The 24,499-nt window shown below is 37.0% G+C and carries 23 protein-coding genes and 1 other RNA gene; 19 read left to right on the top strand and 5 right to left on the bottom strand.

All coding sequences use genetic code 11. The annotated features are described in order from the left end of the window. Positions 1–27 precede the first annotated feature (27 nt). Positions 28–1,077, bottom strand: coding sequence for a homocysteine S-methyltransferase family protein (locus ACFQ18_RS00630; RefSeq protein ID WP_204797632.1), 1,050 nt, complete (start codon positions 1,075–1,077; stop codon positions 28–30). A 389-nt stretch (positions 1,078–1,466) separates the two neighbouring features. Here ACFQ18_RS00630 and ACFQ18_RS00625 point away from each other — a divergent pair, with 389 nt between their 5' ends. After that, positions 1,467–2,045 (top strand): nitroreductase family protein, encoded by a 579-nt coding sequence (locus ACFQ18_RS00625; RefSeq protein WP_060667568.1) that lies wholly within the window; start codon positions 1,467–1,469, stop codon positions 2,043–2,045. Between the two features lie 71 nt (positions 2,046–2,116). Here ACFQ18_RS00625 and ptsP read toward each other — a convergent pair whose 3' ends face one another. Beyond that, entirely contained in the window at positions 2,117–3,829 is a 1,713-nt protein-coding gene (ptsP, locus tag ACFQ18_RS00620; protein WP_204797631.1) for a phosphoenolpyruvate--protein phosphotransferase, read from the bottom strand. A 30-nt stretch (positions 3,830–3,859) separates the two neighbouring features. Further along, complete coding sequence (locus ACFQ18_RS00615; RefSeq protein WP_204797630.1) at positions 3,860–4,783, bottom strand: alpha/beta hydrolase; 924 nt, start codon at positions 4,781–4,783, stop codon at positions 3,860–3,862. A gap of 259 nt (positions 4,784–5,042) precedes the next feature. Between ACFQ18_RS00615 and secG the strand changes: the two genes are divergently transcribed. The 6 genes from secG (at position 5,043) to ssrA (ending at position 10,640) form a co-directional block, all read left to right on the top strand. Continuing rightward, positions 5,043–5,273 (top strand): preprotein translocase subunit SecG, encoded by a 231-nt coding sequence (gene secG, locus ACFQ18_RS00610; RefSeq protein WP_047184692.1) that lies wholly within the window; start codon positions 5,043–5,045, stop codon positions 5,271–5,273. A 190-nt stretch (positions 5,274–5,463) separates the two neighbouring features. Then, positions 5,464–6,210 (top strand): alpha/beta hydrolase, encoded by a 747-nt coding sequence (locus ACFQ18_RS00605; protein WP_204797629.1) that lies wholly within the window; start codon positions 5,464–5,466, stop codon positions 6,208–6,210. A 49-nt stretch (positions 6,211–6,259) separates the two neighbouring features. Continuing rightward, positions 6,260–8,482 (top strand): ribonuclease R, encoded by a 2,223-nt coding sequence (gene rnr, locus ACFQ18_RS00600; protein WP_204797628.1) that lies wholly within the window; start codon positions 6,260–6,262, stop codon positions 8,480–8,482. A gap of 324 nt (positions 8,483–8,806) precedes the next feature. Further along, complete coding sequence (gene zupT / locus ACFQ18_RS00595) at positions 8,807–9,613, top strand: zinc transporter ZupT (RefSeq protein WP_047184689.1); 807 nt, start codon at positions 8,807–8,809, stop codon at positions 9,611–9,613. 66 nt (positions 9,614–9,679) lie between these two features. Beyond that, on the top strand, positions 9,680–10,147 hold the full coding sequence (gene smpB / locus ACFQ18_RS00590; protein ID WP_047184688.1) for an SsrA-binding protein SmpB: 468 nt from the start codon (positions 9,680–9,682) through the stop codon (positions 10,145–10,147). A gap of 150 nt (positions 10,148–10,297) precedes the next feature. Then, positions 10,298–10,640: a transfer-messenger RNA gene (gene ssrA / locus ACFQ18_RS00585) on the top strand. 1,146 nt (positions 10,641–11,786) lie between these two features. Here the strand turns inward: ssrA and ACFQ18_RS00580 are convergent. Continuing rightward, positions 11,787–12,395: a LysE family transporter gene (locus ACFQ18_RS00580; RefSeq protein ID WP_204797627.1), complete on the bottom strand. Its 609-nt coding sequence runs from the start codon at positions 12,393–12,395 to the stop codon at positions 11,787–11,789. 117 nt (positions 12,396–12,512) lie between these two features. Between ACFQ18_RS00580 and pdxR the strand changes: the two genes are divergently transcribed. The 12 genes from pdxR to ACFQ18_RS00520 all read left to right on the top strand — a co-directional run bounded on the left by pdxR (position 12,513) and on the right by ACFQ18_RS00520 (position 23,208). Beyond that, a complete protein-coding gene (gene pdxR / locus ACFQ18_RS00575; RefSeq protein WP_204797626.1) occupies positions 12,513–13,961 on the top strand; it encodes a MocR-like pyridoxine biosynthesis transcription factor PdxR in 1,449 nt (482 codons plus the stop codon). A 482-nt stretch (positions 13,962–14,443) separates the two neighbouring features. Then, complete coding sequence (locus ACFQ18_RS00570) at positions 14,444–15,598, top strand: betaine/proline/choline family ABC transporter ATP-binding protein (protein ID WP_047184685.1); 1,155 nt, start codon at positions 14,444–14,446, stop codon at positions 15,596–15,598. A 16-nt stretch (positions 15,599–15,614) separates the two neighbouring features. Next, positions 15,615–16,259, top strand: coding sequence for an ABC transporter permease (locus ACFQ18_RS00565; RefSeq protein ID WP_047184684.1), 645 nt, complete (start codon positions 15,615–15,617; stop codon positions 16,257–16,259). Positions 16,260–16,277: 18 nt separating this feature from the next. Beyond that, a complete protein-coding gene (locus ACFQ18_RS00560) occupies positions 16,278–16,691 on the top strand; it encodes a glycine betaine ABC transporter substrate-binding protein (RefSeq protein ID WP_257455383.1) in 414 nt (137 codons plus the stop codon). Further along, positions 16,688–17,158, top strand: a complete 471-nt coding sequence (locus tag ACFQ18_RS00555; protein WP_257455385.1) for a CocE/NonD family hydrolase — start codon at positions 16,688–16,690, stop codon at positions 17,156–17,158. The genes ACFQ18_RS00560 and ACFQ18_RS00555 overlap by 4 nt, the downstream gene beginning before the upstream one ends. Before the next feature lie 213 nt (positions 17,159–17,371). Beyond that, on the top strand, positions 17,372–17,920 hold the full coding sequence (locus ACFQ18_RS00550) for a GbsR/MarR family transcriptional regulator (RefSeq protein ID WP_047184681.1): 549 nt from the start codon (positions 17,372–17,374) through the stop codon (positions 17,918–17,920). A 3-nt stretch (positions 17,921–17,923) separates the two neighbouring features. Continuing rightward, entirely contained in the window at positions 17,924–18,817 is an 894-nt protein-coding gene (locus ACFQ18_RS00545) for a BKACE family enzyme (protein ID WP_204797625.1), read from the top strand. 1 nt (position 18,818) lies between these two features. After that, on the top strand, positions 18,819–19,799 hold the full coding sequence (locus tag ACFQ18_RS00540) for a 3-hydroxyacyl-CoA dehydrogenase NAD-binding domain-containing protein (protein WP_047184679.1): 981 nt from the start codon (positions 18,819–18,821) through the stop codon (positions 19,797–19,799). Positions 19,800–19,821: 22 nt separating this feature from the next. Then, positions 19,822–20,298 carry a thioesterase family protein gene (locus tag ACFQ18_RS00535; RefSeq protein ID WP_047184678.1) on the top strand — a complete coding sequence of 159 codons (477 nt, stop codon included), beginning with the start codon at positions 19,822–19,824 and terminating at the stop codon, positions 20,296–20,298. 346 nt (positions 20,299–20,644) lie between these two features. Further along, a complete protein-coding gene (locus tag ACFQ18_RS00530; protein WP_204797624.1) occupies positions 20,645–21,388 on the top strand; it encodes a metal ABC transporter ATP-binding protein in 744 nt (247 codons plus the stop codon). Next, positions 21,388–22,242: a metal ABC transporter permease gene (locus ACFQ18_RS00525; RefSeq protein ID WP_145542943.1), complete on the top strand. Its 855-nt coding sequence runs from the start codon at positions 21,388–21,390 to the stop codon at positions 22,240–22,242. Before ACFQ18_RS00530 ends, ACFQ18_RS00525 begins: the two co-directional genes overlap by 1 nt. A gap of 21 nt (positions 22,243–22,263) precedes the next feature. Beyond that, positions 22,264–23,208, top strand: a complete 945-nt coding sequence (locus ACFQ18_RS00520) for a metal ABC transporter substrate-binding protein (protein WP_204797623.1) — start codon at positions 22,264–22,266, stop codon at positions 23,206–23,208. A gap of 54 nt (positions 23,209–23,262) precedes the next feature. Here the strand turns inward: ACFQ18_RS00520 and ACFQ18_RS00515 are convergent, their stop codons facing one another. Then, positions 23,263–24,459 carry an MFS transporter gene (locus tag ACFQ18_RS00515; RefSeq protein ID WP_204797622.1) on the bottom strand — a complete coding sequence of 399 codons (1,197 nt, stop codon included), beginning with the start codon at positions 24,457–24,459 and terminating at the stop codon, positions 23,263–23,265. Between the last annotated feature and the right edge of the window lie 40 nt (positions 24,460–24,499).

The raw sequence follows: 24,499 nt of genomic DNA, 5'->3' as shown, positions 1-24,499 counted from the left end.
TTCAACATTTCAAAAATATTTTCAGACTTAGGCTTTTAAACGATAGTTCAAGTTATGATCTTTTAATGTTTTATCGTTCCCGAACAAGAAGTGTTTTTCCATGTTAGGCGAGTATTTGGAATTTACCGTTTCAATACCCACAGCTTCAGCTACCGCACGCAGCATCGCAGGGGATGCGCCACAACACAATCCTATATAGTTTATTCCTATGTCTTTGGCTTCCTTAGCCCACTCAGCCAACTCGTAACGATTATGATAAAGTGGGTCTAAAGCAGTGGGAAAAGTTGTTTCTAAAGGCAAATGACAACTACACCCACCATCTGGTAAATTGAAAAATGTAGGATTTTCTTCTGTTGTACGGTAAGGGATTGGTAATCCAGCTACGTAGCCATCCACATTTTTACGTATTTCAGCAAGGTAAGGCTGCATCGTATTAGGGCCTCGAAAACAATTCATTCCCACCACTAATGCACCTTTTTCGGAAAGTATTTTACATGATTCTGCTACTGTATACCCATCTCTTAAAATATTTTCACCCATTAAACCTAAAGTTATGACAGCTGGTAATCCTTGATTTTGAATTTCTTCCAGTGCGATTACTGCCTCTTCATGGTAGTAAAACGTCTCACCATTAATATAGTCGACTCCTTCTTCCTTGCACCATCCGGCCATTTCTGCAAACATATTTTTAACCTTTTGTTTCGATTCGGAGTCTTGTGGATCAAAAATATTCGTGTTAGATATATTACCTGCAACCAATGCCTCTTCATAGGGGTGTTCCTTTGCGACTTCTTTTGCTAATCGTATCGCATTCCTATTGAGAGGTTCTAATAAATCTTCCTTACCAATTATACGCATTTTTTCTCTGTGGGCATTGTATGTAAAGGCCAATACCACATCTGAACCTGCATTCATGTAATCTCGATATGCTTGTTTAAGTGCTTCTGGATTATCCAATGCTATTTCTGGCACAAAGGAGCCCGCTTGCAAATAACCTCGGCGTTCTAATTCAAATAAATAACCTTCTCCTGCAATAACCGTTCCATCTTTCAGCCTTTCTTCTAAACTGCGTTTCATACGAATTTCCTCCCCTTAATTTTTGTGTTCAACCTTTTGAACAATCTATTTCATATTTGAATCACTTCGCTATCCTACCCGATAGGCCGCCTTATACTTATATTCCCATCTAACTTAACCCTCTCCTTGTTTGAATTTGATGTAAAGTAAGTGTAGCATGGAAAAATAAATATAGGGTAACACATAAAATCTATCACTTGATATAGTCTTAGACTATGGCAAGAGATGCCAAGAAGATGGGACTGTGAAATCGAAAAACCATATGCGATGGAGACTTTTAAAATGTAAAAGAGATAAAGACGCTATTTCAAATCACCAATCTTTACCATCCTATCTATGCTAAAATAAAGACAAAATAGAAAAATTTACACGACAGGGAGGGGACTCGTATAGATATTTTAGAGGGGATTAAGCGCCGTAGGTCTATCCATTCATTTAAAGAGGAACAAGTAAGTAAAGAAATATTGGAGCAAATTTTCACATATGGTTCCTATGCACCGACCCATTATATGAAAGAACCGTGGAAGATAAAGGTGTACCAAGGTGACGGTAGGAAGAAATTTGTTCAAAGCATCATGAAAAGCTATCAAAGGATTGGCATGATTAAAGATGATGATCATCCGAAAACGTTAAAAACAATAGATTCCTTATCCAGTTTTCTTCTAGCTATTCCCCATCATGCTGTGATTTATTATGAACAACCTGATGATAGAATTCGTAATGAAGAGGAATATGCTTCCATTTGTGCGTTCATACAAAATTCCCAACTAGCTGCATGGCAATTTGGGGTAGGTATGTTATGGACTATCACACCCTATATGCACGATCCACAGTTTGCAAAAGAAATAGGGTTAGAAAACGAGAAAATTAAAATAGCAGCTGTTATGCAAATTGGGTATCCAAAAAAGATTCCCATTGATAAAGGGAGAACACCGATAGGAGAAAAAATGGAATTTGTGGAGTTCTAAATTCAAAATGTCGAACATACTTTTTCGATCAAAAAACACCTTGTCAAAATATAGACAAGGTGTTAGCCGTTTCACTCAGTTATTTCCCTAATAAACTCCACCACTTCATCCGCAGTCCTCATCGATAGAATTTGCTCTTTATGTTTGGAAATATCTTTTTTAGATAAATTTTTAATTTGTGTACGTGCAGGTAAGATAGATGTTGCACTCATGCTGAATTCATCTAAACCAAGTCCTAAAAGAATGGGAATGGCAATTGGGTCGCCAGCCATTTCACCACACATACCAGTCCATTTTCCTTCCTTATGTGCGGCTTGGATAACGTTGTTAACTAAGTTGAGAATAGCTGGATGATATGGTTGATACAAGTAAGAAACTCGCTCATTCATCCGGTCCGCTGCCATCGTATATTGAATTAAATCATTCGTTCCAATACTAAAGAAATCCACTTCTTTTGCAAATTGCTTTGCGGTAACGGCAGTCGATGGAATTTCAACCATAATTCCGACTTCAATATCCTCTGATACTTTGACACCATCGGCTTTTAGGGATTTCTTCTCGTCTAAAAGAATGGATTTAGCTTGGCGGAATTCCTCTAACGTTGCAATCATTGGGAACATAATTTTCAAGTTTCCGTAAGCACTAGCGCGAAGTAATGCGCGCAATTGTGGACGGAAAACAGCCTCATTTTCTAAACAGAAACGGATGGCCCGGAAACCAAGGAAAGGGTTCATTTCCTTAGGCAGATTAAGGTAACTAAGTTCCTTGTCTCCACCAACATCCAGCGTTCGAACAACGACGGGTTTCCCATCCATCCTTTCTAGGACAGTTTTATACGCTTCGAATTGTTCTTCTTCTGATGGTAGTTCACTTTTACCCATATAAAGAAATTCTGTACGATAAAGTCCTACTCCCTCGCCCCCATTATTTAAAACTCCGTCAATGTCATTCGGGGTTCCAATGTTAGCAACTAATTCAACTTGTTCCCCTTCTTTGGAGAATGTCGGTTCGTCTTTTAATTTTGCCCATTCTTCCTGTTGTTTGCGAAAAGAGTTTTGTTTCTCACGATAGCTTGTTAATTCTTCTTCGCTAGGCTGTATAATTACTTTTCCTTCTATACCATCAATGATTACCATGTCGCTTTGGTTTACGGAGGTAGTTACATTCTTCGTTCCTACGACAGCCGGAATCTCAAGGGACCTAGCCATAATGGCAGAATGCGAGGTTCTTCCACCAATGTCGGTTGCAAAACCTTTCACATATTGGCGATTTAATTGAGCCGTATCAGATGGTGTTAAATCCTGAGCAATTACAATCACTTCTTCATTAATTAATGCAGGGTCAGGAAATGTCACACCTAATAAATGGGCCATCACACGTTTAGTCACATCTTTAATATCAGCTGCACGTTCTCGCATATACTCATTGTCCATATTTTGAAACATCTCAATAAACATTGTTGTAACTTCTTCAAGAGCTGTTTCCGCCATTACGTTATTTTCCTTGATTTTATCCTTCATGGGATTAATCATTTCAGGGTCATTTAAAATAAGTAAATGTGCGGAAAAAATTTCAGCATGCTCATCTCCCAAGGAATTTTTCGTATGTTCTTTAATTCTCTCAAGTTCGGATTTAGATGTTTCTAGTGCTTGATTTAACCTTTCTATTTCTACACTGGGATTATCGATCGTTTTCTTTTCAAAAGATAAATCTGGAGTGACTAGTTGATACGCTTTTGCTATTGCAATTCCTGACGATGCTGCAATTCCATTGATGTGTGTCATTTTAATTACTACAACCTTTCCATCTCTTTTTCAGCTATGCTTGATATTACTTAATTGTTGATTAATCCAGTTATAAATGACGGAATGGACTTCTTCTTTGACTGAGTCATTTAATATCTCGTGTCGAGCGCCTTTAAATAAATGTGTATCTATCGACTTTATACCCACATCTTTATATAATTGAACACTTTTCCATACGCCTTTTTCATAATTCCCTACTGGATCATCTGAACCACTTATAAAAAGCATCGGTAAGTCTTTTCGTATGGAATGATTTTGTTTCTGCATTTGGTTTAATCCGGACATTAAATCATAAAAGAAACGAGCGGTTGGAATGAATCCAGATAAAGGGTCTTTCAAATACTTTTCTACTTCTAATTCATCACTAGATATCCAATCATACGCCGTTTTATGACCTGTAACTCTCTTATTATAATTTCCAAATGCTAAACGATTCATAATCTTAGATGGCTTTTTACTAGGCAATAGCATGGAAAGTAATTTACCTGGTATGGTTATGCTATCTGGATAATAACCGGTTCCAGATAAGATTACTCCATCAATCGAATGGCTATATTTTTGTATGAAACTTCTTGCGATAAAAGAACCCATACTATGACCAAAAAGAAAAATTGGTACATGAGGATGTTCCTCTTTTATGTGAACATTAATCTGATGAAGATCATTAACTACTTTAAAAAAACCATTATTTTGATCAAAGTAACCAAGCAAACCTTGTTTTAAGCCAGTTTGTCCATGGCCTCTATGATCATTTCCGTATACAGTAAATCCCTTATTCGTTAGGAACGTTGCAAAGGAATCATATCTTTCTATATGTTCAGACATTCCATGGGAAATTTGAATAATTGCTTTTGGTTTAGCATTTTCTGTTGACCATCTTTTTATGTATAAATCCGTATAATCTTTTGTTTTAAACCAAAAGGACTGTCCCATCTGATCATCCTTTCTTTTAGAGGTTGTTCAAAAAGTCCGGTGAAAATGACACTTCGCATTTCTTCGTTGGCTTGCTTTTCCGTTCCTCACGTATTAGTTGCATACGTTCCGGTACTCAAAGCTACGCCGCCTCGAACTGCTTGATCCTTTTCATCCTCCTTTTTGAACACACACTTTTAGTTAAATCAATGGTATTTTAAAATTATTTGTGCTAAAGTAAAGGGTAGTTAGTGTCGGAAATAGGAGGTATGATGGAAATATGTCTGGATTAGTAAATACATTATTGATTATTGATGCGATTATTTTAATCACTTTCGTTCTACTACAGCCTGGAAAAAGTGCTGGGCTGTCCGGAGCAATTTCTGGTGGCGCTGAGCAATTATTTGGTAAACAAAAAGCGCGTGGTATGGATTTAATTTTACATCGTGGTACAGTAATTACTGGCGTTTTATTTTTTGTATTAGCATTTATAAGTGGATATTTAGTATAATTATATTCTACCCTTATCACAATGAGAAGTGATAAGGGTTTAATTATGATTTTTAAAAGGTTGTTCAAAAAGTCCGGTGAAAATGACACTTCAACGTTTCTAGTTGGCTTGCTTTCATCCTTCTTTTTGAACACCTATTTTAAAATTGGTAAAATTAGGGAATACATATAAAGATAGGAGATGTAGCATCATGAAAATAGTTCAACCAAAACCATTTACATTTGAAGCAGGTAAACGAGCCGTACTTTTATTACATGGATTTACTGGGCATTCTGCTGATGTACGGATGCTTGGTCGATTTTTAGAGAAAAAAGGATACTCGTCCCATGCACCAATCTATAGAGGACATGGTTTGCCACCTGAAGAGATTCTTAAATCTAATCCAATGCAATGGTGGGAAGATGTCAATAAAGGGTTAAATCATTTAAAAGAATTAGGATATGAAGAAATAGCTGTTGCCGGGCTATCCCTTGGAGGTGTTTTAGGACTTAAATTAGCCTACTCAACACCGATAAAAGCGGTTATTTCAATGTGTGCTCCAATGTTTTTTGATAATGAGTTTCAACTATCTAAGGGTTTTGAAATATTTGCCAAAGAGTATAAACAATTAGAAGGCAAAGATGAGCAAACCATTGAGAAAGAAGTAAATCAGTTAATGGAAGATTCATTAGATTTATTCCATGAATTAGGAGAAACGATTAACGAAGTAAAAAGTAACATTGACACCATATATACACCAACTTTTGTCGTACAAGCTCGTAACGATGAAATGATAAATACAAATAGTGCAACTTATATATTTGAAAACGTAGAATCTGATGAAAAAAGCATTAAATGGTATGAAAACTCTACTCATGTAATTACCTTGGGAGATGAAAAGGAAGAATTGTACGAAGACATTTATCAATTTTTAGAAAGCCTTCAGTGGAATGATTGAGTATAAATAGAATAGAGAGCAAACAATAAATTGGAAAGCAGGTGAGAAGATGAAAGATAGAATACTAAGCATGTTCAAAGAAACTGAGATGAGACCATTGGCCGTCGATGAGATTGAACGTGAACTTGGAATAGATGATTCAAGTGATTTTAAAGAACTTATCATTGCATTAAATGAATTAGAGGAAGCTGGTGAATTAGTACGTACGAGGAAAAATAGATTTGGGCTACCAGAAAAAATGAACCTCATTCGTGGTAGAATTCAGATGCATCAAAAGGGTTTTGCCTTTTTAATTCCTGATGAAGAAGGTTTATCAGATGTTTATATACACGCATCTGACTTAGCTTCCGCCATGAATAATGATAAAGTTCTCGTACGAATCGAAAAAATGTCTGATGTGGGAAATCGCCCTGAAGGACAAGTTATTCGTATATTAGAAAGGGCAGTGATAAAAGTAGTTGGAACGTTTGAGGACAATCGCTCCTTTGGTTTTGTCATAGCAGACGATAAACGAATCCCAAATGATATATTCATCCCAAAAGGAAAAACAAATGGTGCTGTAGATGGACATAAGGTAATTGTGGAAATCACGAAATATCCTGAAGGAAGAAAAAGTGCAGAAGGAGAAGTAATTCAAATTTTGGGGCATAAAAATGACCCAGGAATTGATATACTTTCGATTATTTATAAGCACGGAATCACCATTGATTTTCCAGAAGAAGTTTTAAAACAAGCGGCTGATACACCGGAAACCATTTCGGAAGATGAACTAAAAGGACGTCGAGATTTGCGAGATGAAATGATTGTAACCATTGATGGTGCCGATGCGAAAGACTTAGATGACGCCGTTTCCGTTAAACAGTTAGAAAATGGAAACTATAAATTAGGGGTTTACATTGCTGATGTTAGTTATTATGTAAGAGAAGGTTCCCCCATAGATGTAGAAGCATTTGATCGAGGAACAAGTGTGTATTTAGTTGATAGGGTTATTCCGATGATCCCGCATCGATTATCCAATGGGATTTGTTCATTAAACCCACAAGTCGATCGATTAACCCTTGGTTGTGAAATGGAAATTACTTCGACCGGTGAAGTCGTAAACCATGAAATTTTCCAAAGTGTGATTAAAACGACGGAGCGGATGACCTATAGCGATGTGAATAAAATTCTCGTTGACCATGATGAGGAACTTCGCAATCGTTATGAATTGCTCGTTCCGATGTTTGAAAACATGGAGAAGCTTGCGGAAATATTAAGAGCAAAACGAATGGGACGTGGAGCCATTGATTTTGATTTTAAGGAAGCAAAAGTATTAGTGGACGATGAAGGTAAAGCGTTCGATGTTGTTTTACGCGAACGTTCTGTTGCGGAACGTTTGATTGAGGAATTTATGTTAGCAGCAAATGAAACGATAGCGGAACATTTTCATTGGATGGATGTCCCTTTTATACATCGTATTCATGAAGATCCTGATGATGGGAAACTACAAAACTTCTTTGAATTCCTTGGTGGATTAGGAATCAAAGTAAAAGGTACTGCTAATGAAATTCACCCACAAGCTTTACAAAAGGTTCTAGAGGAAATTAAAGGTGAACCAGAAGAAATGATTGTTTCTAAACTTATGCTTCGATCCATGAAACAAGCAAAATATGATCCGCAAAGTATTGGACACTTTGGGTTGGCAACGGAATTTTATACACATTTCACCTCGCCGATTAGAAGATATCCGGATTTAATTGTCCACCGCTTAATTCGAACGTATTTAATTGATAAACAAATGGATAGTAAAACCATTCAGCATTGGAAAGAAAGTATGCCTGAAATAGCACGTCATACTTCGGAAAGAGAAAGACGAGCTGTAGATGCAGAACGAGATACAGATGATTTGAAAAAAGCGGAATACATGCAAGATAAAATCGGTGAAGAGTTTACTGGTGTTATTAGTTCCGTAACGAATTTTGGTATGTTTGTCGAGCTACCTAATACGGTGGAGGGCCTTATCCATGTTAGTTTTCTAACGGATGATTACTATCACTATGATGAAAAAAGTCATGCACTAATTGGTGAACGGACGGCTAATGTGTATCGTGTGGGTGATGAAGTGAAAATAAGAGTCGCTGGAGTTAATATGGATGAACACGCGATTGATTTTGAATTAGTTGGCTCTGGTACAAAAGCAAGGAAGAGAAAGCCAATTAAAAATGATAAATCATCCGAAAAAGGTCGACCTCCAAAAAAGAAGCAAAAGAAGAATAAGAAAAAAAGAAAGTGAGCCTTCAGTTGATTGGGCTCGCTTTTTTTATCCACCTCGAGCTTCTAGGGGATAAAGAAGGTAGGTGGGATCAGCTGCCCATAAAAGTCCGATAAGTACGACTGACCATAGTTGGGGATACAGGAAAAACCCTATTGATGGTTAGTCTTCTTTATTAAAACATTGGACAATTGCCCTGCATATAATTCATTATCTATATCAATTAATGGATTTTGCCCTTGGGAAAACTTATTGTTGACATCTAAATTATCGTCTTTTATACTGATTAACAATAATAAGCTATATAAAGGTTAAACGGGAGACATCATGAGAGGGGTACTTCAGATGAATGAAGTAATGCTTGCTTTTTTACTAACATTGTTTGCTGGATTAGCCACTGGTGTAGGAAGTTTAATTGCCTTTTTCGCAAAAACAACGAATACCAAATTTCTTTCCTTTGCATTAGGTTTATCAGCAGGGGTTATGATTTATGTGTCGATGGTTGAAATTTTCTTTAAAGCAAAAGATTCTTTAACGATGGCACTTGATGAAACGAGTGGCTATTGGTTAACTGTAATTGGATTTTTTGCTGGAATGCTTTTAATTGGACTGATTGATCGATTTATTCCTAAATATTCGAATCCTCATGAAGTTAAAAAAGTAGAAGATATGGAAAAATCAACATCTCCAGTAAATGACCCGGATCTAATGAAAATGGGGATTTTTACGGCATTGGCTCTCGCAATTCATAATTTCCCAGAAGGAATTGCAACCTTTATTTCGGCCTTAAACGACCCGAGTATTGGTATTGCCATTGCTGTTGCCGTTGCTATTCATAATATCCCGGAAGGCATTGCGGTATCTGTTCCAATTTATTACGCTACAAATGATAAGAAAAAAGCCTTTAAACTATCTTTCCTGTCCGGTTTAGCAGAGCCAGTAGGGGCTTTAGTTGCTTTCTTAATCCTCATGCCGTTTTTAAGTGATGTATTGTTTGGAATCATATTTTCCATGGTCGCAGGTATCATGGTATTCATTTCTTTAGATGAATTATTACCTGCCGCTAAAAAATATGATGAAGCCCATTTGTCTATTTATGGAGTGATATTTGGAATGGCAATTATGGCAGTTAGTTTAATACTACTTGCCTAATCAATTGGAATTACAGTAATAATTTGTTAAAATAAGGATTACCTGAGCTGTAGGAGGATACACCTTATGCCAAAAGGACAAGGAAAAACAATCGCACAAAATAAAAAAGCAAATCATGATTATGCAATTGAGGAAACGTTCGAAGCGGGAATCGTATTAAAAGGTACAGAAATTAAATCAATCCGTAATGGTCGGGTAAATTTAAAAGACTCCCATGCAAGAATAGATCGTAATGGAGAAGTCCAATTAATAAACATGCATATTTCTGAATATGAACAAGGGAATCGTTACAACCATGATCCTACGAGGTCAAGAAAATTACTTTTGCATCGAAAACAAATTGATAGATTAATCGGTTTGATTCAACAACAAGGTTATGCGCTTGTTCCATTGAAGTTATATATAAAAAATGGTTATGCAAAAATTCTTCTCGGACTTGGAAAAGGGAAGAAAAAATATGATAAGCGCGAAGATTTGAAGAAGAAACAAATGAAGAGAGATATAGATCGAGCACTCAAAGATATGAACCGGTAGGGATGTAATTTCTACCAGTCCTTGATTTCTTCTCTTAATTTGTTATAATAAAGATACAAGTTAATAGCGAATGCTCATTTATCCTTGAGCGTTTCTCATTAAAGTATGTATTCAAATTATTTTTGAATAACATCATTTATATGGGGACGTTACGGATTCGACAGGGGTAGGTCGAGCTTTGGTCGCGCGTCGAGGTTACGACTCGTAAAACGTTATCGCCTAATAATAACTGGCAAATCTTATAATCAACCTGCTTTAGCAGCTGCGTAAGTAGCCTAAAGCGATCCTTCCTACCATCGCCCGTGTGGTAGCCTTGAAGGGTCTCAAATGAAGCGGGCTTTTGCTTCAATCCGCAGTCTGAGGATTGTTGCAGAAACTAATCAGACTAGCCATCTGGAAGCCTGTTGGTAGGCTGAAGGAATGGCGAAAGATAATATACCAACTACACGCGTAGAAGCCTAAGTGGCGATGCCCTTGGACGTGGGTTCGATTAGTAATTTAGTCGCCTTTTGTGGTAACACAAAAGTGAAAATTCGGCTTTATCGGTGAAACCTAAGTTGCTTATAAATATAGCAATAAGGCAATACCGAGTGGTATGTGGAGTAATCCAACAGCCATCTATCGACTTATAGGCTGCCTATCAGGTAGTACTAGGATACGGAATCCTACCATTATGGTAAATTTATATTTCGTATAAAACGCCGAAGGACCTTCAAATAGGTTCAAGATATAGTCAGTGCCATGACGAAAGCATGGAAGAGCATGTCCCACCGTCTCCACCAATACATAAGTTGGTGGTTTTTTTGCTAACTATAACTTAAAAAAGTTTTCTTCAAATAACAACTTATTTTTTAGAGCTTCATCGCTATACTTCCCATTTCTCGGGGTTACATGGTTGTAATCAAAAATATGTGAATTTCCTGTAATCAGAATTGCTCCCCATTTCTACAACACGAAAGATGAAATAAAATATGCAATAGATGAACTTGCTAACATAGTTGTCGGAAATTAATATAGTTTGATCATAAAGATCGTATATTGTAAATTAAAAATGGGTACCTATTGACATAAAAGGTCCGAGGGTAAAGTATAAAATCAATGTACACAATCATTGATTTCGTGGTATAATTAACATAGAAAATCTCTAAGTGCATACAATAATAAGGACCGCCCATGCTGGTACATGGAGCGGTCGCAATAGACCGAACCCCGTCAAGAGGGGTAGGTAGCTAGAGAGATAATCCCTCACATACCTGCTAGAGTGCATGAGGGGTTATTTTTTATGGTTTTTATCAGAAACGATAAACGCCACCAACATCCCGAAGGATCTCATAAGCGTTAGCGCACTAACAATGTCCATAGGCAAGCACCTCCCTCCCGAGAAGTCTCTCAATGAAGACAAAACGGCAGATCGACAGTGCTACCAAAAACCCCTCATGCGAAGCCAGTCTATGTTTTATTATAGCATATTATTATCGCTTTTACTGTTAAGGAAAAGTTTGTTCAAAAAGTAGAAAAATAAGGATATGAATTTTTCCTTTTAAAAGTAATTAAAATAATGAGGCACATATATCAACTAGTATGTACCTTGCGATTAAGAAACTCTAATAACTTTAATGTTCCATTTATTACAATCGATTTAAAATAACTGCGCCCCCATATAAACAGCCATAACCCAGATAATGATGGCAGAAAATTGATTCATCCGTTTTAACAGTTTTCCGTCTTTATCGATTTGACCGATTTTTTCCCCAGTAAGGGCTAAAGCTAGAAACCACATCCAAGAAATGAGAATACAGGCTATTGTAAAAATCCACTTCTCATGCCCCGTATAGACCAACGAGCTTGTCCCAATGACGCCTATTGTGTCCAAAATAGCATGAGGATTTAACAAGGATACAGAAGCGGCAAATATAATTTGTCGCTTTGCGGAGAAAGGATTAGATTCTTGGTGGTTCTTTACTTCGGGTGTTTCTCTCCACATTAGCCATCCCATGTACAGTAAGAAAATAAATCCTATCAAAAACATGACTGTTCTTAACCACTCGAAACTTAGAATAATAATAGATACACCAGCAACAGCTAAAGAAATTAGTAACGTATCACAAACTCCGGCCGTAATAACAGCAGGCAATGCGCTAGTAAATCTTTTATGTGTTGCACCTTGATTAAATATAAAAACATTTTGTACCCCTAAAGGTAGTATTAATCCGAAAGCAAGCGCCATTCCGTGAATAAAGGCTTCCATCTTTTACCCTCCAATCTAATATAGAATAAATGATTGGCATCAATATGTCTCCAACCAATTGGATGGTAATGTAACCAACCATTTGATACACTTATAGAAAAAAGATGGAGTAGGGATATGTCTAAAATAGAATGGAAACCGCAAAAATCTTCAACATTACCTTTACATTTGCAAATCACCAATTATATGAAAAAGAAAATTTTGAATGGGGAGTGGACAATCGGCACGAAAATACCGTCACAGAGGATTTTGGCCGAACAATTTCAAGTAAATCGAAGTACCATTGTAACTGCACTTGAGGAGTTGGTCGCAGATGGATTGATTGAATCGAAAGTGGGGAGTGGTACAAGGGTAGTAAATAATACTTGGAGTCTCCTTGCATCAACACCACCCCCCGATTGGACTAGTTATGTTCGTTCAGGTATTTATGAGCCTAATATAAGCACGATTCAAAAAATTAACGAGTCGGAAGCAAATTCTAATATCATCCGTTTAGGTACTGGGGAACTTTCCCCTGATTTACTACCTAATGAACAAATGAAGAAGTTTTTACAAATGGAGGTGGGCGATACTCTATCTCTAGGCTATGAAGAGCCAAAAGGAAGTTTCGAACTGCGAGAAACTATTAGCCACTATTTAAAAAAGAAAGGCATTGAAGCTGCACCTGCTTCCATATTAATTGTCTCAGGGGCATTACAGGCACTACAATTAATCTCAATCGGTTTATTAAAACGCTGTTCAGTTATCTTTCACGAAACACCTTCATACCTCAACTCAGTTCATGTGTTTCAATCAGCTGGTATGAATTTATTTGGTATTCCTATGGATAAAGAAGGGATAGTGCATGAATCTATTAGTCGTTTACAACGTCAGCACAATGCAGCATTACTTTATTCGATTCCATCATTCCATAATCCAACAGGCACTTTAATGACAGAAAAAAGAAGGCAACAATTATTAGAGGTTTGCAGAAAAGAAGCACTTCCGATTATAGAAGACGATGTTTATGGTGAATTATGGTTGGATACACCACCTCCAAAACCAATGAAGGCAAACGATGAACAAGGGAATGTGCTGTACATTGGTAGTGTTTCCAAATCGTTAAGTCCGGGGCTTAGAATTGGATGGATTGTTGGTCCAGAACCGGTTATTGATCGTCTCGCCGATATAAAAATGCAAACAGATTATGGGTCAAGTTCCATATCGCAATTTATTGTAAATAAGTGGATGAAAAATGGTTTGTATGGGGAGTATTTAAATCAAGTGCGTGTAGAATTAAAACGTAGAAGGGACTTTATGATCGAAATTTTAAATACATATTTCTCTGATATTGCAACATGGAATATTCCAAAGGGAGGATTTTATTTATGGCTTCAATTACAACCAGGGATATCCACGCGAAAATTATTTGAAACAGCTCTTAAGGACGGCATATTATTAAATCCGGGAAGCGTCTATGATAAGAATAATCAAGAACATTTACGTTTATCGTATTCCTATGCATCATTAGAAGAACTTGAAAAAGGGCTTATAAGGTTATCTGAACTTATTAAAGAACATAGATAGATTTTAAATTTTTCTTTCAAACTATTTTAGGGGGAGATTAAATTGAATTTGACCGAACATTCACTAAAGAGGATGTTGAAATATTTACAAAAGTGTTCATGGAGAAGGGGATGGGTGGGAAATTGACTGACCGTAAAGTCTGATAAGTACGACTAACCAACAGTGGAGGATGAGGGAAAAACCCTACTGATGGCTAGTCTTTTTTATTTGAGTTTAGGTAGAATTAGTTGTCTTTCCAATCAAACATTTTCGACATCACCTTGCCTTTATTTATTACAGCTACAATATACGGAAAGTCATAAACAGGTGAAATATCTAGATATATGCAGGATTTCTATGATATGCACTCTATAAAGTTTATACAATAAAAATTATACAAATTTATCGTACTTTATGGACTTATATGACTATTTCCTTTATTCCGTTATTACCTTATACTTACAAGAAAGATTAAACGGATCACATATGGAGGTGCTAGGAAATTGTTAGAGTTTCATAATGTAACAAAGCGATATAATAACGGAAAGTTTGCTGTAAATAATTTGAATTTAAAGATAAAGAAAGGTGAATTTATTTGTTTTATTGGTCCAAGTGGGTGTGGTAAAACAACAACGATGAAAATGGTTAACCGACTAATTGACATTACAGATGGATCCATTTTAGTTGATGGGAAAGATATTAAGGATCAAGATCCGGTAGCATTGCGCAGGTCCATTGGGTATGTGATCCAGCAAATTGGATTGATGCCGCATATGACAATCAAAGAAAATATTGTGTTAGTTGGTACTTTATTAAAATGGACAAAAGAGAAAAAAGAGGAACGGGCACGTGAGTTATTAAAGTTAGTAGATTTGCCAGAAGAATATCTAGATAAATATCCACATGAATTAAGTGGTGGACAACAACAGCGGATTGGTGTATTACGTGCGCTTGCTGCAAACCCTCCATTGATATTGATGGATGAACCATTCGGTGCACTTGACCCGATTACGAGAGATTCCCTCCAAGAAGAGTTCAAAAAGTTACAAAGGGAATTAAATAAAACAATTGTTTTCGTTACACATGATATGGATGAGGCAATTAAGCTTGCTGATCGAATTGTGATCATGAGGGAAGGAGAGATTGTTCAGATTGATACACCAGATGAAATTCTTAGAAACCCAGCGAATGAATTTGTAGAGGAATTCTTGGGTAAGGAACGGTTGATTCAAGGTCGACCTGATGTCACAACAGTAGGACAGATTATGAATAGTACCCCGGTTACAGTACAAACTGGCACAACGTTAAAATCTGCTATTTCTACGATGCGAGATAAACGGGTTGATTCTCTACTTATCACAGATTCAGACAATGTATTAAAAGGATATCTTGATATTGAAGCAATTAATCTTAATTATAAAAAGGCTAATCAGGTCGAGGAAGTAATGGAGACCAAACTTTATTCTGTATTTCAAGATAGTTTGTTAAGTGATACCGTTCGCAAAATACTCAGACATGGAGCTCAATATGTTCCTGTTGTAGATGATCAGCATCGTCTAGTCGGAATTGTTACACGTGCGACGCTTGCAACGCTTGTTTATGACACAATTTGGGGCGACGGAACGGAATTGGAAGAAATCATATCAGTAGCAGAATAAGGAGGCAGAGATCGTTATGATGGATTTTTTTGCTGTACATGGTAATGAATTAATAATAAAAACATGGGAACACTTGTATATTTCTGTTGCGGCCATCTTGCTAGGTGTGGTAGTTGCTATTCCCCTCGGGATTCTCCTTTCAAGGGTGCCAAACTTCGCTGATAAGTTTATCTCTTTTATTGGTATTCTACAAACTATTCCAAGTCTTGCAATCCTAGCATTTTTTATCCCATTTTTAGGTGTTGGAAAAATTCCTGCTATTTTGGCACTATTTTTCTATTCGCTATTACCAATCTTACGAAACACTTACATTGGGGTTCGAGATGTGGATAAAAGTGTGATAGAAGCAGGTAAGGGCATGGGGATGAGTAATTTGCAATCGATAATAAAAGTTGAATTTCCAATGTCCTTACCGGTAATTATGGCGGGTGTTCGCTTATCGACTGTATATTTGATTGGTTGGGCGACATTGGCAGCATTCATCGGTGGTGGTGGTCTTGGTGATTTTATATTTGATGGATTGAACTTATATCAGCCTTCATTGATTATTGCGGGAACAGTACCAGCAACCGTCCTAGCCTTGATTTCTGATCGTTTCCTAGCCATTATAGAAAAAAGATTGACACCGGAAGGGTTAAAGAAATCTTATGAAGCCGCATAATGTTGGAGGTGAAAAGTTGTGCTGAAAAAGATGCTATATAGAGGATGTTTTATTTTACTTTTAGTAGTGATGCTTGCTGGTTGTTCCTTGCCAGGTCTTGCAAGTACATCAAAAGATACGTTAAAAATAGGGGCTCTTGGTACATCTGAATCACAAATTTTAGCTGAAATGCTATCTATCTTGATTGAACGGGAAACAGATGCTACTACTGATCTTGTTACACATCTAGGATCATCCATCGTACAACACCAGGGTATGTTAAGAGGTGACCTTGATATAACAAGTACACGTTATACAGGAACAGATCTGTCGGGATCACTGGGAATGGACCCGATTACAGATCCTGAAAAGGCGTTGAATATCGTATCTCATGAATTTAAAGATCGTTTCAATCAAACATGGGCAAGTCCATATGGTTTTGAGGAGTATTGATTGCAGGACATGAGTCAGGAATGTTTGATGTTAGTGATATTCAGGATCGTGATGATGTCCTCGTATATACAAGTATGGAACTTGATACGGAATTACGACTATTGGGTTCGATTAAAGCAGAAATTTGGGTCTCCTCTCCAACATGTCTATTTGATATTTCTTTGAGACTATCAGATGTGGACGAATTAGGTCGTGCGTATAATATTGTTGATACGTTTCACAGGGAAAAGGTTGAAAATGTGAATCAGCCATTTTGTTTGGAAACCGAAATAGGTTCTACATCTTATACCCTGAAAAAAGGCCATCGTCTGAGGTTAGATATAGCAGCAAGTAATGCACCACTTTATGATATCAATTTAAATAACGGAACGACAACAAAAACACATACGGAGGGAAAAGCTGCGGTTGAATACATTTATCATGGAGGAGAAAAGGCATCGAAATTAATAATACCACTAGAGAAATAAGTGAAAATGAAACGAATAACCCTTTGTAAATTAATTATTTCTCCTAGTACTATTTAAAGGTTGGATTAATTTTATCCCACCTCAAGCTTCTGGGGAAATAAAGAAGGTAGGTGGGAGTCAACCGCCCGTAAAGGTCCGATAAGTGTGAGATGAAGGAAAACCCGCACTGATGGAAGTCTTCTTTATGTGCAGCATGCCGAAAGGGGAAGTACTATGAAAATTCATGATGAACGAATTGAAGATGTCAGAACTCAATTTATTGAAAAAATAACGGATAATATGAATGCTTTTGGTGTCTCGACAAGTGTTGGACGTGTTCTCGGAATTATTTATATGAACCAGAAACCGATGACCCTAGACGAGTTATCAGAAGAGACCGGAATGAGCAAAACCCGAATGAGTCAGGTTGTCCGGGAAATGATAGATTTAGATATTGCGGAGCGTGTATTTAAAAAAGGTATTCGAAAAGATTTATTTCAAGTAGAAGAAGATTATTACCAAACATTTATTTCTCTTTTTACCTCTACTTGGCATAAAGCTATTAAACGTAGCCGTACCTTTGAACAAAGGCTTTTAAAGACATTGGATGAATTACAGAATGTATCTGGACTTACTGAGGAGGATGAAGAGGCTATTAATGAACTTTTTCATGAAATGAGGGATTGGATGGACTACTATGACTGGATTCGTCGAGTAACTGAGTTTTTTGAAAGCGGTGAAATATTCGAACACGTACCGAAGAAAAAGAATGGGAGGAATTAAGCAATGAATAAAAAAGTAATTTTATCATGCGCATTAACAGGAGCTGGTGACACAACGGCAAAAAGTCCACATGTACCCGTAACTCCAAAAGAAATTGCAGATTCAGCCATTAAAGCTGCTAAGGCAGGGGCTACAATTGCACATATCCATGTTCGTGATCCAAAAACTGGCAAGCTAAGCCATGATGTCAGCCTGTTTCAGGAAGTCGTAGAACGTATTCGTGAGTCAGAGACCGACGTAATTATAAATCTTACTTCTGGTGGGGGTGGAGACTGGATACCAAGTGAAGATGCCCCAACTACAGGTGGAGAAGGAACCGATATTCAAACTCCTGAAGAACGCCACGAACCTATTGAAAAACTTCTACCAGAAATGTGCACCCTTGATTGTGGTAGCTTAAACTTTGGCAATATGTTATACGTAAGCCCGACTGACTGGTTAAGAAGACAGGCGAAACTTGTTAAAAATATTGGGGTGAAACCAGAATTAGAATGTTTTGATACAGGTCATATTCGTTTCGCGAACCAATTAGTGGAGGAAGGTTTAATTGAAGGAGCTCCACTATTTCAGTTTTGCCTTGGTATCCCATGGGGAGCAGCAGCGGATGCAGAAACGCTGTCTTACATGAAGAGTCGTATTCCGGATAACGCGAAATGGGCAGCTTTTGGAATTGGTAGAATGCAAATGCCAATAGCGATGGAATCCCTACTTCAAGGTGGAAATATCCGTGTAGGCCTTGAAGATAACTTGTATTTAGAAAAAGGAAAACTTGCTACAAACGAGCAACTTGTTGATAAAGCTGTCGGTATGGTACAAGCTTTAGGTTCCGATATTATGACGCCGACCGAAGCGCGAGAGCATCTAAATTTACGTAACCCATATGGAAAGGAAGGCTAGTATGACGAAAGAAACTTCAATTAAAAATATCACAGTTGTCGGAACGGGTGTAATTGGCAATGGGTGGATAACACGCTTTTTAGCAAATGACTACACCGTTACTGCATATGATCCAGATCCCAACACAGAAGAAAAGACCCGTAAAGCTGTGGAACGTGCATGGCCTTGGATGAAAAAAATGGGATTAGCTGTGGGTGCTCCAGAAGATCATTTATTTTTTGAAACTGATTTAGAAAAGTCATTAAAGGAAGCGGACTTTGTTCAGGAAAATGTCCCGGAGCGAGAGGAATTAAAAAGAAAGGTTATAGCTGATATTGATCGATATACCAAAGAAGAAACCATTATTGCTTCAAGCACATCGGGAATATTACCAAGTAGCTTACAGGCGGATTGCAAGAATCATCCAGAACGTGTTATGGTTGCCCATCCATTTAATCCGGTATATCTGATGCCGCTTGTGGAATTAGTTGGCGGGGATAAAACCGACAAATTTTATATTGAAAAGGCAAAAATGTTTTATGACAACATAATGATGAAACCATTAGTGATTCGTCAGGAAATTGAAGGTCATATTGCTGACCGCTTAATGGAAGCAATTTGGCGTGAAGCACTTCATATTGTTAACGATGGTGCTGCAAGTACAGAAGAAGTGGATGCATCCATTATATATGGGCCAGGACTCAGATGGGCGCTAATGGGACCATTCATGACTCTACATATGGGTGGAGGGAAAGAAGGGATGCGTCACCTGCTGGAACAATTCGGACCTGCATTGAAATTACCATGGACCAAACTGGAAGCACCAGAACTAACGGAAGAACTAGCTGAAAAAGTAATTACTGGTTGTGAAGCACAAACGGATGGTGTGGAAATGGAAAGACTAGAAGACCGCCGTGATCAGTTTTTAATTGAATTACAACAGTTATTGGAAAAATACTGGCCAGGGGAAAATATGTCCGGAAGCTACGAGTCATTTAACTAGTTTTTAGAAGGGAAGATAGAACTTGAACGAATCCAAATTGATTATTCAGGATAAAGTACCAGAGACTTGGATTGACTACAACGGACACATGAATGATGCAGAATATGTACGTGCATTTAGTTGGGCTGTCGATGCCTTTATGAACTTCATTGGTATAACGGAAGATTACCGGAATAAGAGTCAATATACGATGTACACGATGGAAACTCATGTTTGTTATTTAAATGAAATGAAACTTGACGAACCATTTGAGATCCGTATGTACGTTATCGATTATGATGTTAAACGTACTCATCTATTTTTTGAATTGTACGGAGAACATGGTAAACGAGCCGCAACAAGCGAACAAATGCTAATGGGGATTGATCAGTCAACAGGGAAAGCATCACCGTTCCCAGAGGAAATTTATTCACAAGTAAAAGAACTCGCAGCAAAGCATACTCCTATGAAGAAACCGAAAGAAGTGGGACGTGTAATAGGTATCAGAAAAAAGAAATAAAAGTGTAATGGAATGGTTTCCCATCATAGAAAATGGGGAACCATTTTATTTTTAGGTAACGATGTGGTAGCCGTACTAATAAGAGTTGGTTTAGTTATATTTGCAGAGAAAATCACAACTGTTCATGCATATATTTGTATACCTGACATAATGTTGCCTTAGGGAAACTATTTGTTGACAATAAAAGACTTTGTCATTTACACTAGTTATTATAAAAGTGATTTTTAATGAACCATTTTAGTTTTTATTGAATAGAGTATGATCAAATGTTGCCCTAGGGAAAAAGTTGTTTGTGAGGTAAATATTAGCTAGTAATAGTATTAAATGGAAGAGGAAGGTGAAAAAGATGGGAAAAGCGCTCACGGTAGACCATCTACATGTTTCTTATTATGGAAAGGAAGTTATAAAAGATGTTTCCTTTTCAATTGATACAGGAAAATTAGTAGGAATAATAGGTCCAAATGGCGCAGGTAAATCAACCATTATGAAAGCTACACTTGGCCTAATTCCTAAAGATAAGGGAAATGTGAGGGTATTAGGGAAGCCTTTAAAAGCTATACGAAAAAAAATTGCTTATGTTCCCCAACGTAATAATTTGGACTGGGATTTTCCTATTAATGTTATAGACACGGTTCTTCTAGGAACATACCCACATCTTGGTCTTATGCGCAGACCTAATGCAAAGCAAAAAGATTGGGCATTCCAATGTTTAAAAGAAGTCGGAATGGAGGATTACAGTAAACAGCAAATTGGAGAACTGTCAGGAGGACAACAGCAACGAGTGTTTCTTGCTAGGGCACTTGCGCAAAAAGCGGAATTATTTTTCTTGGATGAGCCTTTTGTTGGGATTGATGTATCTAGTGAAACCACCATTATCCAAATTCTAAAGAAACTTCGTGACAAAGGAAAAACAGTATTAGTTGTTCACCATGATTTAACGAAAGTGGAGGATTACTTTGATGAGCTAATTTTGTTAAATAAGGAATTAGTGGATTTCGGCCCCGTTCAAGAAGTATTTAAACCAGAAAAGATTACTCGGGCATATCGTGCAAACCTTTCTATATTGGAAAATGTTGGGGTGAAAATGTAATGGAATTTATACAAGACCTTATGAATTACGGCTTTCTACAAAAAGCGTTGTTTACCTCAATAATGGTTGGAATAATATGTGGGGTTATTGGTTGCTTCATCATTCTCAGAGGTATGGCCCTGATGGGGGACGCTATTTCCCATGCTATTCTACCAGGTGTCGCTATATCTTTCATGTTAGGGATTAATTATTTTTATGGTGCAGTGGTTATTGGTTTATTAACTGCTGTCGGTATTGGTTATATAAGTCAAAATAGCCGTATTAAAAGTGATTCTTCGATTGGTATTGTTTTTTCATCCTTTTTTGCACTAGGGGTAATACTGATTACAAAAGCTTCGACAGCCATAGATTTAACCCAAATATTGTTTGGTAATGTTTTATCTGTTCAATCATCAGATATGTGGTTAACATTAATCATTGGTGCCATTGTTTTACTTATTGTTATTTTATTTTATAAAGAATTTCTTATTACAACGTTCGATCCAACGATGGCTCAAGCCTACGGGTTACCAGTTCGTTTTATTCATTACGTCATTATGATCTTATTAACCTTAGTAACCGTTGCTTCCTTGCAAACAGTAGGAGTTATATTAGTAGTTGCAATGCTTATTACACCAGCATCTACAGCGTATTTATTGACAAACCGCTTATCAACGATGATATTCCTATCAGCCTTTTTTGGAGCTTTATCAGCTGTCATCGGTTTGTACTTTAGTTCAGAATATAATTTATCGTCGGGTGCAGTCATTGTCCTTGCTACAACATTTATTTTTATTTTAGCTTTTATTTTCTCGCCAAAACAAGGAATCTTATGGCGTGCGATAAGGGAAAAGAGAAACAAAGCTTCTATTTAAAAAGAGAAGGAGTAATAAAAGATGAGAAGGTTAGTTCGATTAATGTTAAGCTTAGCCGCTATATCCTTACTATTAGCTGCTTGTGGAAATAAGGATGTTACTGCGAATGATAACAATGACGATGTTTTAAAAGTTGTAACTAGTTTTACGTTGTTAGAGGATATTGTACATCAAATTGGTGGGGAGCATGTAGAGATTCATAATCTCGTTCCAATTGGTACAGATCCACATGAATATGAGCCACTTCCAGAAGATATTAAGAAGGCTACAGATGCAGATATATTATTTTATAATGGTTTAAATCTAGAAGGTGGAGAGCATGGCTGGTTTTTTAAAATGATGAACACTGTTGGACAAAAAGACGAAAATATCTTTGAATTAACGAAAGGTGTAGAACCCAAGTATTTAACTGAAAAAGGGGAAGCAGAACATGAAATGAATCCCCACGCTTTTCTAGATCCAAATGTTGGAATGATTATGGTAGAAAAGGCACATGATGCATTAGTGAAAGCAGACCCAGAGAATAAAGAGGAATATGATAAGAATGCTAAGGCTTATATAGAAAAATTAAAAGAAATAGATGAAGAATATAAAAATAAAATTGCCGATATTCCGGAAGAAAATCGAATTCTAGTAACAAGTGAACGTGCATTTCAATATATGGCAGACAGATATGGGCTAGAAGAAGGTTATATTTGGGAGATTGATACGGAGGAAAACGGATCTCCAGAGCAAATAAAATCTCTTGTCAATTTCCTTAAAGAGCGTGACGTTCCTATATTATTCTTAGAATCGAATGTGGATTCTAGACCGATGGAAACCGTGTCCGAAGAAAGTGGAGTAGAAATCTATAAAGACAAAATCTTTTCAGATGAAATAGGAAAAAAAGGGGAAGCTGGAGACACGTATATTAAGTTTTTAGAATATAATATTGATAAAATTTACAATGGTTTAAAAGGTGATTAGTCTCTCCAAGTTGAGCATAAATTCCTTATTATGGAATTTATGCCTTTTTACTATTTACCTGGATCGTAACGTACTTTTTGAAAAGACAAGAATTCCTACCAATACAAAAGCAATGACTAATAATACACTAATCATTCCGATTACGCCGTTCCAACCGTAATTGCTCCAGAAGATTCCTCCCAATGTACCAAATAAGCTAGAACCACCATAGTAGAATAATAAATATAGAGAAGAAGCTTGTGCCTTATGGGCTGTTGCTTTTTGCCCAACCCAAGCACTTGCGATGGAATGACTGCCAAAAAAACCAAAGGTAAATATAGCGATTGCTACAATTTTTAACCACAAACCTTCATATAATGTACCGATTGCACCTATTGTCATAATCAAAATGCCGAGTGGCAATACTTTGGCTTTTCCGTGCCGATCAGCTTGATTACCCATAAAGGTTGAGCTGAATGTACCTACTAAATAGACAAAAAAGATGGAGCCTACCGCAGCATGACTTAAATGATATGGTTCGCCGATTAATAAATAGGTAATGTAGTTATATAGAGTGACAAAGCTCCCCATAAGCAAGAAAGATAATCCATAAAGACAAAGCAAAGCTGGATTTTTAAAATGGTAGCCTAATTCAGGGATTAAGTTTTTTAAAGTGCCATGCTCTTTTACGAAATGTCGTTCTTCGGGTAAATGCCTCCAAAACCATATGCTAATGAAGAGTGCGATACCTCCAATGATGAAGAGGGCAATTTCCCAAGTGAACCAATCCGTGAGGGCACTAGTAACAATTCTTCCGGAAAGCCCCCCAACTGTATTTCCACTAATATAGATTCCCATAACCGTACCTAGTTCCTTCGGGTGGAATTCCTCAGATATATAAGTCATGGCAATACTTGGAAAGCCAGCCAAAACAGCACCTAATAATGCTCGACTAAGTAGTAATAGAGAAAAGTTTGGTGTTATAGCCGTTAAAATGGAAAGAATAGAAGCTGCCAAAAGAGCAATCGACATAATCTGTTTGCGCCCAATGGAATTAGACAAGCTCGGAGTAAAAAGCATTACAATGGCTAAGACTCCTGTAGAAAAAGAAAGCGATAAACTAGCATTTGTAGGTGATACACCAAACTCGCTTGAAAATATTGGAATTAAAGGTTGAGCACTATAAAGTAAGCTAAATGTTACGAAACTTCCAGAGAATAAAGCGAACAGTGCTTTACGGTAGGATGCAGTTCCTTTTTGGATATAAGACATAGTAGACACCTTGTTTCTATAAAAGAATGTTTAAATTTAG

This window comes from Oceanobacillus caeni, assembly GCF_042678465.1.
Classification (GTDB): Bacteria; Bacillota; Bacilli; order Bacillales; family Amphibacillaceae; genus Oceanobacillus; species Oceanobacillus caeni.
This window is presented reverse-complemented; position numbering and strand designations above follow the sequence as displayed.

Coding starts and splice junctions, on each gene's coding strand:
- ACFQ18_RS00580 (WP_204797627.1), bottom strand. CDS start 12,395: ATGGAAGCCTTTATTCACGGAATGGCGCTTGCTTTCGGATTAATACTA.
- rnr (WP_204797628.1), top strand. CDS start 6,260: ATGAAAGATAGAATACTAAGCATGTTCAAAGAAACTGAGATGAGACCA.
- ACFQ18_RS00525 (WP_145542943.1), top strand. CDS start 21,388: ATGGAATTTATACAAGACCTTATGAATTACGGCTTTCTACAAAAAGCG.
- ACFQ18_RS00520 (WP_204797623.1), top strand. CDS start 22,264: ATGAGAAGGTTAGTTCGATTAATGTTAAGCTTAGCCGCTATATCCTTA.
- ACFQ18_RS00630 (WP_204797632.1), bottom strand. CDS start 1,077: ATGAAACGCAGTTTAGAAGAAAGGCTGAAAGATGGAACGGTTATTGCA.
- secG (WP_047184692.1), top strand. CDS start 5,043: ATGTCTGGATTAGTAAATACATTATTGATTATTGATGCGATTATTTTA.
- ACFQ18_RS00605 (WP_204797629.1), top strand. CDS start 5,464: ATGAAAATAGTTCAACCAAAACCATTTACATTTGAAGCAGGTAAACGA.
- ACFQ18_RS00545 (WP_204797625.1), top strand. CDS start 17,924: ATGAATAAAAAAGTAATTTTATCATGCGCATTAACAGGAGCTGGTGAC.
- zupT (WP_047184689.1), top strand. CDS start 8,807: ATGAATGAAGTAATGCTTGCTTTTTTACTAACATTGTTTGCTGGATTA.
- ACFQ18_RS00615 (WP_204797630.1), bottom strand. CDS start 4,783: ATGGGACAGTCCTTTTGGTTTAAAACAAAAGATTATACGGATTTATAC.
- pdxR (WP_204797626.1), top strand. CDS start 12,513: ATGTCTAAAATAGAATGGAAACCGCAAAAATCTTCAACATTACCTTTA.
- ACFQ18_RS00530 (WP_204797624.1), top strand. CDS start 20,645: ATGGGAAAAGCGCTCACGGTAGACCATCTACATGTTTCTTATTATGGA.
- ptsP (WP_204797631.1), bottom strand. CDS start 3,829: ATGACACACATCAATGGAATTGCAGCATCGTCAGGAATTGCAATAGCA.
- ACFQ18_RS00565 (WP_047184684.1), top strand. CDS start 15,615: ATGATGGATTTTTTTGCTGTACATGGTAATGAATTAATAATAAAAACA.
- ACFQ18_RS00515 (WP_204797622.1), bottom strand. CDS start 24,459: ATGTCTTATATCCAAAAAGGAACTGCATCCTACCGTAAAGCACTGTTC.
- ACFQ18_RS00540 (WP_047184679.1), top strand. CDS start 18,819: ATGACGAAAGAAACTTCAATTAAAAATATCACAGTTGTCGGAACGGGT.
- ACFQ18_RS00550 (WP_047184681.1), top strand. CDS start 17,372: ATGAAAATTCATGATGAACGAATTGAAGATGTCAGAACTCAATTTATT.
- smpB (WP_047184688.1), top strand. CDS start 9,680: ATGCCAAAAGGACAAGGAAAAACAATCGCACAAAATAAAAAAGCAAAT.